The 12,811-nt window shown below is 61.5% G+C and carries 14 protein-coding genes; 7 read left to right on the forward strand and 7 right to left on the reverse strand.

Translation table 11 applies throughout. The features are described 5' to 3' along the window. Positions 1 to 5: 5 nt before the first annotated feature. Genes BW989_RS09035 through BW989_RS09045 form a run of 3 tightly spaced genes read right to left on the reverse strand, consistent with a single transcriptional unit; the run spans position 6 to position 1,407 of the window. Positions 6 to 302 carry a hypothetical protein gene (locus BW989_RS09035; RefSeq protein WP_076587515.1) on the reverse strand — a complete coding sequence of 99 codons (297 nt, stop codon included), beginning with the start codon at positions 300 to 302 and terminating at the stop codon, positions 6 to 8. Next, a complete protein-coding gene (locus tag BW989_RS09040) occupies positions 299 to 736 on the reverse strand; it encodes an HIT domain-containing protein (protein ID WP_076587516.1) in 438 nt (145 codons plus the stop codon). Before BW989_RS09040 ends, BW989_RS09035 begins: the two co-directional genes overlap by 4 nt. Next, on the reverse strand, positions 733 to 1,407 hold the full coding sequence (locus BW989_RS09045; RefSeq protein WP_076587518.1) for a dienelactone hydrolase family protein: 675 nt from the start codon (positions 1,405 to 1,407) through the stop codon (positions 733 to 735). Before BW989_RS09045 ends, BW989_RS09040 begins: the two co-directional genes overlap by 4 nt. A 74-nt stretch (positions 1,408 to 1,481) precedes the next feature. On the opposite strand from BW989_RS09045, the gene rimO reads away from it, so the two are divergent. Then, positions 1,482 to 2,813, forward strand: coding sequence for a 30S ribosomal protein S12 methylthiotransferase RimO (rimO, locus tag BW989_RS09050; protein ID WP_076587520.1), 1,332 nt, complete (start codon positions 1,482 to 1,484; stop codon positions 2,811 to 2,813). A gap of 6 nt (positions 2,814 to 2,819) precedes the next feature. Continuing rightward, on the forward strand, positions 2,820 to 3,662 hold the full coding sequence (locus BW989_RS09055; protein ID WP_076587522.1) for a DUF3025 domain-containing protein: 843 nt from the start codon (positions 2,820 to 2,822) through the stop codon (positions 3,660 to 3,662). On the opposite strand, the gene greB is transcribed toward BW989_RS09055, so the two are convergent. Both greB and BW989_RS09065 read right to left on the reverse strand, forming a co-directional pair. Continuing rightward, on the reverse strand, positions 3,628 to 4,152 hold the full coding sequence (gene greB, locus BW989_RS09060) for a transcription elongation factor GreB (RefSeq protein ID WP_076587524.1): 525 nt from the start codon (positions 4,150 to 4,152) through the stop codon (positions 3,628 to 3,630). The two genes, BW989_RS09055 and greB, sit on opposite strands and share 35 nt — an antisense overlap. Before the next feature lie 3 nt (positions 4,153 to 4,155). Continuing rightward, a complete protein-coding gene (locus tag BW989_RS09065) occupies positions 4,156 to 5,664 on the reverse strand; it encodes a helicase HerA-like domain-containing protein (protein ID WP_076587526.1) in 1,509 nt (502 codons plus the stop codon). 121 nt (positions 5,665 to 5,785) lie between these two features. Here BW989_RS09065 and BW989_RS09070 point away from each other — a divergent pair, with 121 nt between their 5' ends. Together BW989_RS09070 and BW989_RS09075 are read left to right on the forward strand one after the other, a co-directional pair. After that, positions 5,786 to 7,324, forward strand: coding sequence for a transglycosylase SLT domain-containing protein (locus BW989_RS09070; protein ID WP_242651407.1), 1,539 nt, complete (start codon positions 5,786 to 5,788; stop codon positions 7,322 to 7,324). Between the two features lie 102 nt (positions 7,325 to 7,426). Then, positions 7,427 to 8,182 (forward strand): glutaredoxin family protein, encoded by a 756-nt coding sequence (locus BW989_RS09075; protein WP_076587528.1) that lies wholly within the window; start codon positions 7,427 to 7,429, stop codon positions 8,180 to 8,182. A gap of 6 nt (positions 8,183 to 8,188) precedes the next feature. On the opposite strand, the gene asd is transcribed toward BW989_RS09075, so the two are convergent. Both asd and BW989_RS09085 read right to left on the reverse strand, forming a co-directional pair. After that, complete coding sequence (gene asd, locus BW989_RS09080) at positions 8,189 to 9,034, reverse strand: archaetidylserine decarboxylase (protein ID WP_076587530.1); 846 nt, start codon at positions 9,032 to 9,034, stop codon at positions 8,189 to 8,191. Then, on the reverse strand, positions 9,031 to 9,675 hold the full coding sequence (locus BW989_RS09085) for an SCO family protein (RefSeq protein WP_076587532.1): 645 nt from the start codon (positions 9,673 to 9,675) through the stop codon (positions 9,031 to 9,033). The genes asd and BW989_RS09085 overlap by 4 nt, the downstream gene beginning before the upstream one ends. An 80-nt stretch (positions 9,676 to 9,755) precedes the next feature. On the opposite strand from BW989_RS09085, the gene prmB reads away from it, so the two are divergent. The 3 genes from prmB to BW989_RS09100 are packed head-to-tail and all read left to right on the forward strand — an operon-like array spanning position 9,756 to position 12,793. After that, positions 9,756 to 10,685, forward strand: a complete 930-nt coding sequence (gene prmB / locus BW989_RS09090) for a 50S ribosomal protein L3 N(5)-glutamine methyltransferase (protein ID WP_076587534.1) — start codon at positions 9,756 to 9,758, stop codon at positions 10,683 to 10,685. Next, positions 10,682 to 11,764 (forward strand): chorismate synthase, encoded by a 1,083-nt coding sequence (gene aroC / locus BW989_RS09095; RefSeq protein ID WP_076587536.1) that lies wholly within the window; start codon positions 10,682 to 10,684, stop codon positions 11,762 to 11,764. The genes prmB and aroC overlap by 4 nt, the downstream gene beginning before the upstream one ends. Positions 11,765 to 11,773: 9 nt before the next feature. After that, a complete protein-coding gene (locus BW989_RS09100) occupies positions 11,774 to 12,793 on the forward strand; it encodes an aspartate-semialdehyde dehydrogenase (RefSeq protein WP_076587538.1) in 1,020 nt (339 codons plus the stop codon). The last annotated feature ends 18 nt before the right edge of the window (positions 12,794 to 12,811 follow it).

The following is a 12,811-nucleotide window of genomic DNA, read 5'->3' on the forward strand; positions in this document are numbered from 1 at the left end:
TTCTTTCAGCGCTTCTCGTAGGTGACGAAGAAACCCTGCAGGTCGCCGTTTTCGATATAGGGTTCCACGCTCACCACGTGATAGCCGCGCTGGTAAAAGGCGCGGTGCGCGGCGCTGAGGTCATTGGCGGCGCCTTGATTGCGAAACCCCCAGCTGGCATCGACCCAGATCGTTACGGCTTGCAGCTGCTGGCTGGCGGCCTCGGCGGCGGATTTCTCCGGTGACTTGCCGAACAGACGCGCATCGGCGTTTGGCGCGGCAAGGCAGGCGGTCAGCGCCAGTGCGACGATGAGAGTCTTCATGCGATGTATTCCTTGAAGGTGAAGAGGGGAAGTGCGGGACGCAGGCGATGGAGCAAGCTGTCACGCGCGGCGGCATCGCGAGGGATGCGCGGATGTGCGCCCCAGACAGGCGCGGGCCAGGCATCGTCGTCGCGGAAACGCGCGATGACGTGAATATGCAATTGCGCAACGACATTGCCGAGCGAAGCCACGTTCAATTTGTCGGGCGCAAAGACGTCGCGCAGGGCCATCGCCGCGACATCGACCTCTTGCTGCAGCTGCATTCGCGCAGGTGCATCCAGGTCGATCAGGTCGCGGGCCTGGGCCACACGGGGCACTAGGATTAGCCACGGATAGCGGGCGTCATCCATCAACAGCACATCGCAGAGCGGCCATTGGGTCACCCGATGAGTATCCGCGGCGAGTCGCGGGTCAAGCTCGAACGTGGATGTCATATGAGCGTCGTTTGCAGGAAATCGAGGGTGCGCCGCCAAGCCAGGGCTGCAGCTTGCGGTTCGTAATGAGGGGCGTTCGGCTGGCTATCGCGATTGAAAGCATGCCCCGCACCCTCGTACATGTGGATCTCAGCTTGCGGATAGGCCGCGCGATGACGATGGATATCCGCGAGCGGGATAAGGTCATCTTTTTCGCCGAAATGGAGCAGCATCGGTGCTTGCAGTGGCTCATCAAGGAAAGGAATGCTGCGTGCACCGTAGTAGGAAACGGCGGGCAGGCCAAGGCGTGTGTTACCCAGCAATGCCACGCTGCCGCCCCAGCAGAAACCGACGATGGCGCAGTCGAGGCTGCGTTCGTTGAACATGTGATTCGCCGCGCTGAGAATGTCGACAGCGGCATCGAAACCCAGCTCTGCCGCCAGCTTGCGGCCACGTGCCATGCCGGCCTCGTCATAGTCCAGCTCAACGGCGGGCTCCACCAGGTCGAACATCGCGGGGGCGAGCGCGACAAAGCCGGCATCGGCCAGCCGTTCTGCGATATCCCGGATGTGCGCATTCGCGCCAAAAATCTCCTGCACCACGATGACTGCGCCCTTCGGCGCTGAAACAGGCGTGGCCTGCCAGGCGCGAATATCGCCACGGGCTGTGCTTAATGGGATCCAGTGGCCCATTGGGGCTCCACGGGGAGGGAGGCCTGATTCTAGCCTCCCCGTATAATTCGCCCTTGCTCACAGGTGCCCGTTCGATGTCTCTCAGTCAGCCCAAAGTCGGTTTCGTCAGCCTTGGTTGCCCAAAGGCGCTGGTCGATTCCGAGCGCATCCTTACCCAGCTGAAAGTCGAAGGCTACGACTTGGTGCCCAACTACGACGATGCAGATGTCGTCGTGGTCAACACCTGCGGCTTCATCGACAGCGCGGTGGCCGAATCATTGGACGCCATTGGCGAGGCGATGGCCGAAAACGGCAAGGTCATCGTCACCGGTTGCCTCGGCAAGCGTAGCGAGGTGATCCGAGAGGCCTATCCCGATGTGCTATCGATCAGCGGCCCGCAGGATTACGCCAGTGTGATGGATGCGGTTCATACCGCCTTGCCGCCCAAGCACGATCCGTTCATCGACTTGGTGCCGGATTACGGCCTCAAGCTGACGCCCAAGCATTACGCATATCTGAAGATTTCCGAAGGCTGCAACCACCGTTGCAGCTTCTGCATCATTCCTTCGATGCGCGGCGACCTGGTTTCGCGCCCGGTCGACCAGGTGCTGCGCGAAGCTGAAAAATTGGTGATGGGCGGTGTAAAGGAATTGCTGGTCGTCTCGCAGGACACCAGCGCTTATGGTGTGGACGTGAAGTACGCGGAGCGCGAATGGCATGGCAAGGCGTATGCCACGCGCATGAAAGCGCTGTGCGAAGGCTTGGGCGAACTGGGCGTGTGGACGCGTCTGCACTATGTGTATCCGTATCCGCATGTCGACGACATCATTCCGTTGATGGCCGAAGGCAAGATCCTGCCGTACCTCGACATCCCGTTCCAGCACGCCAGTCCGCGCATCCTGAAGTTGATGAAGCGCCCGGGCGCGATCGACAAGACCCGCGAGCGCATCGCGCGCTGGCGCGACATCTGCCCCGACATCACCCTGCGCAGCACATTCATCGTCGGCTTCCCCGGCGAAACCGAGGACGACTTCGAAGAGCTCTTGGATTTCATCGAGGAAGTACGGCTGGATCGTGTTGGCGCATTCACTTATTCGCCGGTCGAAGGCGCGGCGGCCAACGCCTTGCCGGACTCGGTGCCGGAGGAAGTGAAGCAAGAACGTCTGGCCCGTTTCATGGAACTGCAGGCGCAAATCTCGGAAGAGAAGCTGGCGGACAAGGTCGGCACCACGCAGCGTTGTCTGGTGGATGCGATCGACGGTGAATTGGCGATTGCGCGTTCGATGGCGGACGCGCCGGAAATCGATGGTCTCGTGCAGATCCAGGATGGCCGCGATGCGGGACTCAAGCCAGGCGCGTTTGTCGATGTCGAAATCATGGGTAGCGACGAACACGATCTGTTTGGCGAAGTCGCTTACGACGACTGACGCGACATGGCGGTGAAACGACGCTTCATCGCACCCTCGCGAAGCGAGGTTGATTCGTCGTGTTTCGCACATCCTTTATATGCACAGTACGCGGACTACATCGATTGGATGCAAGCCACTGCATGGCCCTGCATCGAGGACTTGAATCGGAAGATGTCGCTGGACGCGCATCGTTTCGTCTTGCAAGATCAAGCGCTACTGGCCGATGGCCTGCATTACGAAGTGCGCATTGGCGAGAAAGGACGCATCGCCACCCGCGCGGAAAACTGGCATGACCTGTTCAATGCGATGGTCTGGTGTCGATGGCCTGCGTTGAAATTGGCATTCAATGCGCTACAACGCAGCCACATCGCAAAGATGGGGCCGTCGAATCGGAATCGCGCTCAATACGCGTTGACCCAATTCGATGAGGCGGGTGTGATCGTGCGGATGCGTGACCCATCCTTGCTGTCGCTGTGGGATGCGCATGATTGGACTGCGCTTTTTCATGCTCATGCCGATGCCTGGGCCAGCGGTGACATCGCGATTGCCGCCGTTGTCGGACACGCCTTGTTGGAACATGGGCTGCAACCAGCGCAATACATCGTGGGCAAGGCCCTGGTAGTGCAGGGAGACGTCGATGACGCTACTTGCGTGGCGCGAATCGCGGACGGCATCGCTGCCGGCGAACTATTGAACGATCCGCTGGAGCTGCGTCCGCTGCCACTCGCCGGCGTGCCAGGTTGGCACGTCGGGCAGGACGCAGCTTTCTTTCGTGAGGCGGCCTGCTTTCAGCCGTTGCGCGAAGGGCGCGTGTATCCGGAGCCTTCCCTCGTCACGCTGATCCGGGATAGCGCACGTCCAAGATGACGAATTGGGCGATGCCGCTGGGCAACGTGGCCGAAAACTCGTCATCGATGCGTTTTTTCAGCATGGCACGGGCAAGCGGCGAGTCGATGCTGATATGGCCCAGACGTGCATCGGTTTCATCCGGGCCGACGATGCGGTAATTCAGTAGCTCGCCGTCGTCGATGCGTTCAAGTTCGACCTCCGCACCAAAAAACACGGCTTCGGGGTCGGCGGGCACGACATCGACTACGCGCAGCGCCGGGATGCGTTTGGACAGGTAACGCACGCGACGATCGATCTCGCCCAGCTGCTTTTTGCGATAGGTGTATTCCGCGTTTTCGCTACGGTCGCCTTCCGCGGCGGCGGCGGCGAGCGCACGCACCACCTCGGGGCGCTTCACCCGCCACAAATCATCCAGCTCGGCTTTCAAGCGCGCGTGGCCCTCAGCGGTGATGAGCTCGGTGCTGGCTTGCGCAGGCGGACGCCAGCGACCTTTGGGCGGCTGGCTCATCAATCAACGACGATTGCCGAACAGTCCGCCCAGCACGCCGCGCAAAATTTGTCGGCCTACCTGGTTGCCGACGGTGCGTGCGGTCTGCTTGGCCATGGTTTCGACCATCCCTTGGCGGCGCTTGGTGCCGAATACCGCGTCCTTGATGGCTTGGGTAAAGCCGCCTTCGGCCTCTTCGGCTTCGACCTTTTTCGCCGGCGGGGCATCGGCGGATGCTGAGGCGGCCTCCGCTTTTTTCGCCAACATTTCGGCGGCAGAGTCACGGTCCACTGCTTCGTCGTATTTCAGCCCGACCGGCGAGCCTGCGCGCACCTGCATGCGCTCGGCATCGGTGATCGCGCCCATGCGGCAACCGGGCGGTGCGATCAGGGTGCGCTCGACCGGCATCGGAATACCCTTGTCCTGTAGCGTCGAGACCAAGGCTTCGCCGACGCCGAGCTGGCTGATGGCCTCGGCCACGTCCAGATTGGGATTGGCGACGAAAGTTTCAGCTGCTGTCTTCACCGCCTTTTGGTCGCGAGGGGTGAATGCACGTAGCGCGTGCTGGAAGCGATTGCCAAGCTGCCCCAGGATGTCATCAGGCACGTCGTCCGGGAATTGCGAGCAGAAGTACACGCCGACACCCTTCGAGCGAATGATCCGCACCACTTGCTCGACACGCTGCTTGAGCGCCGCCGGTGCATCATCGAACAACAGATGCGCCTCGTCGAACACGAAAACGAGCTTGGGTTTGTCCAGATCACCGACTTCCGGCAATTGCTCGAACAGCTCCGATAGGAGCCACAAGAGGAAAGTCGAGTACAAACGCGGCTTCAAGATCAATTGATCGGCGGCCAGTATGTTGATGATGCCGCGGCCATCGACTTGCGTGCGCATCAGGTCGGCGAGGTCAAGTGCGGGCTCGCCAAAGAAACGATCACCGCCTTCTTGTTCGATGCGCAGCAGTGCACGCTGGATCGCCCCGACCGATTGCGTGCTCACCAAGCCGTATTGGGTGGAGATGTCCTTGCGCTCGGCTGCAACCAGATTCAGCAGGGCGCGCAGGTCTTCAAGATCCAGCAGCAACAAACCGCGGTCATCGGCCAGCTTGAACACGATATCCAGCACGCCCGACTGGGTGTCATTGAGCTCCAGGATGCGTGAGAGCAGCAAGGGGCCCATCTCGCTGACTGTTGCGCGAATCGGGTGACCTTTTTGCCCCCAGATGTCCCAGAAAATGACCGGATTGGCTTGCTGCACATAGCCCTCTATGCCGATCTCCGCGATGCGCTGGGTGATCTTGTCATTGGGCGTGCCGGCGAGGGCCAGGCCCGCAACATCCCCCTTCACGTCAGCCATGAAAACAGGGACACCCAGCTTGCTGAAACCTTCGGCCAGTGTCATCAAGGTGACGGTTTTGCCGGTGCCAGTGGCACCCGCGACCAGACCATGGCGGTTGCCGTACTTGGCCAGTAGTTGGACATTGCCGCTGTCCGGCGTGGTGACGGCTTTGCCGACGAGGATCGAATTCATGAAGGTTTCCAAGCGATGAACGGATTGATTCTATTCGCTCAAACACGCATTGCGCGGGTTGTGGGGGTGGAAGGCGGCCGGTAACCTGCAACGCTCATCCATAGAAGCCTGGACCCCCTGAATGTCTGTTGATTGGCGCGTATCGCTGAAACTTTCCTTGTATGTGGCAGCGATGGGCGCGATGTTGATGCCCCAGACATTGTCGGCGCAGCGGCTCTCACGGGCGGCCAACGCCATCTTGGAGCAGGCGCAAGCGGCCGAAGCGAGCTTCAAGGGCGCACAAGATCCCGATGCACAGGCTGCGGCCGTTGCGTCGATGGAAAAGCTGATGGCTGATTGCGGCAAGCAGAAGGGCTGTCCGATGGAACGGCTGGTGCCGATGTACCGCGGCATGTTGATGCCTGCGGAAACGCCCGATGCCCTTGATGAAGGTGACGAAGACGAAAATCCGATCAATATCGCGGGCGATACGGTGCCCGAGGGTGCAACCGCCGATGCGTTGCTGGATGATCGCAACAAGCGTTTCGTGCAGATGGTGCAGTTCAATCCAGCGGTGCAGGCGGGCATTCGTCGCTGGTTGACCGACATGCGTCCGGCGCTGATGGACAGCTACGTCAATTACCAGTTCCTGCGTCCGCAGATGGCCCCTGCCTTCCAGCGTGCAGGTCTGCCGGAGGCGCTCTTGTTCGGCATCATGGCCAAAGAGTCGAACGGCAAGGTTCACGTTGGCTCACGTGCAGGCGCAGTGGGCCCGATGCAGTTCATGCCGGCCACCGGTCGCCGCTTCGGTCTGGGCAATGATGGCACCGGCTTCGACACACGTTATGACCCGAAGATGTCGGCCGAGGCAGCCGCGGCGTACTTGCTTGAGCGTTACGCGCAGCTCAACAACAGCATCGAATTGTCGCTTGCTGCTTACAACGGCGGCGAGGGACGAGCCTCCCGCGTCTATCAACAAAGCGGTGGACGCAACTTCTGGGATGTGAGCGTATACGACCAATTCCCGGCCGAGACCAAGGACTATGTGCCGATGGTGATTGCGGCGGCATGGTTGTACCTGCATCCGTCCGAATACGGATTGCGCTTTCCACGCACATGGGGTGCTGGGCGCCCGGCGCAGATCCAGCTCAAGCGTGCGACTTCGCTTAACGAACTTAGCATTTGCATGGGCAATGCGCGCGGTACCGATGGGTACTTGCGTGCGCTGCGCAATCTCAATCCGCGCCTGACGCCCAGCGCTTGGCTGCCGCAGGGCGGCATCATCAATGCCACCAGCACCATGTCGACGCTGTACAGCCGCTATTGCGTGAATGGCAAGCGTGCGGAGATCGCGCGACAGCTGATCAATAGCGATGTGAGCCATGCCTTGGTTCGTGTCGGACCGTTGGTGGCGGATGAGTCCAATTCGGCAGGTGAAAGTGAATCCACGACGCCGGCGACTGTTGTGCCTGCCAACCCTGCCGTACGTGCGCAAGCCGCACCAACACCCGCAAAGAAGGTGACCAAGACCCATCGCGTCACCGCGGGGGACAACCTCACAGCCATCGCGCGCCGGTATCAATGCGACACGCGCAAATTGATCGAGGCGAATGAACTGGATGCGCCTCGCTATGCCATTCGCCCTGGCCAGACACTGAAATTGGAAGGCTGCGCCAAGTAACAGGCAAAGCCGCGGCAAGCGCACCGCTGTCAACCTTGACTCTGGAGCGGGGTCAAGGGTCCATAGTGGTGTCCGATTTCAATCGAATACGCGAGGTGCCACATGAGCGCGAACGCTGGGCTTAAAGGCGCGACCCTGTATCGCATGGTCATGCCCGGGCACACCTGCCCCTACGGGTTGAAAGCGAAACATCTGCTCGAGCGTAATGGCTATGTGGTGGATGATCGCCCGCTGACCACGCGGGAAGAGGTCGATGCGTTCAAGGCCCAACACGAGGTCAAGACCACGCCGCAGGTGTTCATCGATGGTCAGCGCATTGGCGGACATGACGACCTGCGCCGGTATTTGGGCAAGCGTGTTGCCGATCCCTCTGCGACCAGCTACCGCCCCGTCATCGCCTTGTTCGTGATGACCTTGCTGCTGGCCTTGGCTGCAAGCCAGGCCGCATTCGCCTCACCGTGGACGATGCAGGCCGGCGAGTGGTTCATTGCCTTCAGCATGGTGGTGTTGGCGTTGTTGAAGCTGCAGGACGTGGAGAAGTTCTCCACCATGTTTCTCAATTACGACTTGCTGGCGCAGCGCTGGGTGCCGTATGCCACGCTTTATCCGTTTGCTGAAGGCCTGGCTGGTCTCTTGATGACGGCCAACGTCGCGCACTGGTTGTCGGTGCCGCTGGCGCTGCTCATCGGCACGATTGGTGCGGCGTCGGTGTTCAAGGCGGTTTACATCGACAAACGCGAATTGAAATGCGCCTGTGTCGGTGGTTCAAGCAACGTGCCACTGGGTTTCGTGTCGCTGACCGAAAACCTGATGATGATCGCGATGGCGTTGTGGATGGCTTGGCGGGCTTGGGGCTGAATTCGGTCAGCCGACCAAGGTCGCCAATCGCTCACCCAGTCGAACCGGGCTCTCCGCATGCAAATTGGGCGAGAGTTCGGCGACACCGGGGGGTAATAGCGTGATCACGGTGGAACCGTAATTGAAGCGGGCCATTTCAGCGAAGCGTTGCAGATAGATGTTCTGCTCGCGCCAATCCTTGCGGGTGATGCGGTCGCCATAGGCCGGGATCTCGATGCCGCTCCACACGGTTTCGACACCGGACACCAATAGAGCGCCGACCATCACCTGCACCATTGGGCCAAATTCGGTCTCGAAGTGGCAGACCAGGCGTTCGTTGCGAGCAAACACGCGCGGGACCGAGGCGACGGCATCGGCCCCGACCGAGAACAAGCGTCCCGGGACGTGCACGGTTTCGACCAAGTGACCAGCGCAGGGCATATGCACGCGGTGGTAATCGCGCGGTGACAAGTAGACCGTGGCAAACAGGCCGTCCGCGTAGGGCAGGGCGGAAGCCGCATCGCCCAATAGTTCTTCTACGGTGAATGATTGACCCTTGGCCTGGAAGATACGACCGCCTTCGATTGGGCCGCATTGGCTGATGTGGCCATCGGCCGGCATCACCAGCGCGCGCGGATCGGCATCGGCGACACGCACGCCATCGCGCAATGCACGGGTAAAGAACGCATTGAAGCTGGGGTAGGCATCTGGGTCTGGGTTGGCTGCCTCATTCATGTCCACGCCGAACTTCTGGATGACGGTGTCGATCAACCATTGCTTGATGCCGGGATGCTGCGAATACGCCAGCTTGCGCGCGATCGAAGACAAGAAACGATGCGGCAACACATAAGTAAGCGCGGTGACGGGGCTCATTTGATCTCCTCCGTCAAGGCGATGAAATCGGTGGCGATCTTGTTGGGTTCGAGGGGCGGCTGGATCACGCCGGACATCCGGCCTTCGGGGTCGATCACGGCCAGCGCGGCGGAGTGATCGACGTTGTAGCGCTCCGGCTTGCTGGGGTCATCCGGCGGATTCTTCATGAACACCAGCGACAGGCCGCGGGCGAAATCTTCCAACTGCTTTTGCGTGCCGGTGGCTGCAATCGTGTCTGGGTGGAAGGCATGCGCATAAGTGCCGGTGATTTCCGGGGTGTCGCGTTCGGGATCGACCGCGACGAACATCACGCGCGGGCGTTTGGCCTCGGGGATCGATGTCCACTGGTCCTGCGCCACTTTCAGCTGTGCGAGCGTCGTCGGGCACACGTCCGGGCAGTGGGTAAAGCCGATGAAGACCATTGTCCAATGCCCCTTGAGCGCGGCGTTGTCCAGCGGCTGGCCGTCGTGGCGGGTCAGCCGGAACGGCGGCAGGGCGCGCGGGGTCTCGAAGCGCTTCATCGTCTGCAGCTCGGGACCGGCAGCATCGGCCAAGTGGCGATTGCTGACATGCCAACCTGTCACAAGGCCGGCGAAGGCCGCGGCGATGGCCAGAACGATAAGGGTATTACGATTGAACATGAGGAATCCGGGGCGTTGAGCCCGGCCATGATACCGGGCCGTCGCTATACTGCTGGTTGATTTCCGCGAGCCCCGCCATCGTGAACCCCGACGCCGCGCGCGAGCTGCGCACCCTGATCGATTTCATCCGTTACGGCGCCAGCCGCTTCAATGCTGCCGGGCTGACCTTTGGCCATAGCTTCGACAACGCCATCGACGAGGCGACGCAGTTGGTCTTGCATGCGCTGCACATGCCGCATGACCTCTCGCCGGTCTACGGCCAATCTCGTCTGACCTCGGAGGAAAAGGACGATATCCTGGAACTCTTCCGTCGCCGCATCGAGGACCGCATCCCGGCGGCCTACCTCACCGGCGAGACATGGTTTGCCGGCCTGTCGTTCAAGAGCGATGCGCGCGCCTTGGTCCCGCGTTCACCGATCGCCGAACTGATCGAGTCGGGCTTCGAGCCGTGGCTGGGCGGGCGTGAGGTGAACCACGCGCTAGACATCTGCACGGGCTCGGGCTGTATTGCGATTGCGATGGGCCACTACAACCCGAATTGGCAGGTCGATGGCGTCGACATCAGCGATGAAGCGCTCACGCTGGCGGAAGAAAACAAAGAGCGCCTGATGGCCGATAACGTCCGCCTGTTGAAGTCGGACCTGTTCAGTGCCGTTGCCGGCGAGAAGTACGAGCTCATCGTCACCAACCCGCCTTATGTCACTCACGACGAAACCGACGCCTTGCCGCCGGAATACGCGCATGAGCCGGAGCTCGGCCTGCGTGCGGGCGACGATGGCCTGGACCTGGCGTTGTGCATCCTGCGCGATGCCCCCGATCACCTGACCGACGATGGCCTCTTGATCTGCGAAGTGGGCGAGGCCGAGCATGCGCTGTCCGCCCTGCTGCCGGAGCTTCCGATGGCGTGGATCGAGTTCAAGGTGGGCCAAATGGGCATCTTCGTGGTGGAGCGCGCAGACCTCGTCGCCCACCACGCCCGCATCGCCGAGCTGGCCGCCGCACGCGAATGAACACCTTCGGGCAATTGCTCCGGGTGACTACCTTTGGCGAATCGCACGGGCCGGCCATCGGCTGTGTGATCGACGGGTGCCCGCCGGGCATTGCCATTGCGCCGGAGGATTTCGTGCGTGACTTGGAACGTCGCGCGACGGGACGCAGCCGCCATACCTCGCAACGCCACGAGGCGGATGAGATCGAGATTCTTTCGGGTGTCTATGAAGGAGTAACCACCGGCACGCCCATTGCGCTCCTCATTCGCAACACCGATGCGCGCAGCAAGGATTACAGCGCCATCGCGCAGCAATTCCGCCCGGGGCATGCGGACTACAGCTATTGGCAGAAGTACGGCATTCGCGATCCACGCGGTGGCGGGCGCAGCAGTGCGCGCGAAACCACGATGCGCGTCGCCGCGGGCGTCATCGCCAAAAAATGGCTGGCAGATCGCCACGGCGTACGCGTGCAGGGTTGGTTGGCGCAACTTGGCGATGTCACCCCGAAGGGTTTCGATGCCGGCGTGATCGACACCAATCCCTTCTTCTGGCCCGATGCGGCGCAAGTGATCGAGCTCGAAGCCTTCATGGACGCGCTGCGTAAGTCCGGCGATTCGGTAGGCGCCAAGGTCATTGTCGAGGCGACCGGCGTGCCGCCCGGCTGGGGCGAGCCGGTGTACGGCAAGTTGTCGGCCGAGCTGGGCGCGGCGATGCTCTCGATCAATGCAGTGAAGGGCGTGGAGATCGGTGATGGTTTCGATGTCGTCGCCCAACACGGCAGCACCCATCGCGACTTGATGCGACCCGAAGGCTTCGAGAGCAATCACGCCGGCGGCATCCTAGGCGGCATTTCGACCGGCCAGCCTGTGCGCGCCAGCATCGCGTTCAAGCCGACCTCCAGCCTGCGCCTGCCTGCGCCCACGTTGGACGTGCAGGGCAATGAAGTCGACATCGTCACCACGGGGCGTCACGACCCCTGCGTCGGCATCCGCGCCACGCCCATCTGCGAGGCGATGATGGCGCTCGTGCTGATGGACCAGGCCCTTCGTCATCGTGCGCAATGCGGCGATGTCGGTGAGGTTTCCCCCCGAATCCCCTGAGAAGAAACGATGAGCATCAAAAAGTTGAAAGTTGCCGTGGTCGGCGCCACTGGTGCAGTGGGTGAAACGATGTTGTCGATCCTGGCCGAGCGCAAATTCCCGTCCAGCGAAGTGGTCGCGTTGGCCAGCGCGCGTTCGGCCGGCACCGAAGTCAAATACGGCATCGATGACATCGACGTGCTGGATCTCGCCACGTTCGACCCGACCGGCGTCGACATCGCGCTGTTTTCGGCTGGCGGCGCGATCTCCAAAGAATATGCCCCGAAGTTTGTGGCGGCAGGGGCCGTCGTCATCGACAACTCATCGGCCTTCCGTTACGACGGCGACGTGCCACTGGTGGTGAGCGAAGTGAATCCGGAAGCGGCAAGGAATCGCCCGCGCGGCATCATCGCCAACCCCAATTGCTCGACCATGCAGATGGTGGTCGCACTCAAGCCGCTGTACGACGCAGCGGGCATCAGCCGCATCAACGTGGCGACGTATCAATCGACCTCGGGCGCGGGCAAGAGCGGCATGGAAGAGCTGGGTCGCCAGACCGCGGAACTGCTCAATTTCCAGACGCCCGAGCCGAAGAAGTTCCAGGCCCAGATCGCCTTCAACTTGATCCCGCAGATCGACGACTTCCTCGACAACGGTTACACCAAAGAAGAAATGAAGCTGGTCTGGGAGACCCGCAAGATCCTGGGCGACGACACGATCCAGGTGAACCCGACCGCGGTGCGTGTGCCGGTGTTCTACGGGCACTCCGAGGCGGTGAACGTCGAGACCCGCAAGAAGCTCAGCGCCGAGGACGTGCGCGCGCTGCTTGAGAACGCGCCGGGCGTGGAAGTGGTCGATGAGCGCAAGCCCGGCGGCTACCCGACCCCGGTGACGCATGCCTCGGGCAATGACCCAGTCTACGTCGGCCGTATCCGCGAGGATGAATCGCATCCGTCCGCCATTAATATGTGGATCGTCTCGGACAATATCCGCAAGGGTGCGGCCTTGAATGCGGTACAGATTGCTGAACTCGTTGCCTCCGAGGGCTGATCGCCGCTAGAGTTGCGG

Source organism: Solilutibacter tolerans, from assembly GCF_900155935.1.
In the GTDB taxonomy this organism is placed as follows: domain Bacteria; phylum Pseudomonadota; class Gammaproteobacteria; order Xanthomonadales; family Xanthomonadaceae; genus Solilutibacter; species Solilutibacter tolerans.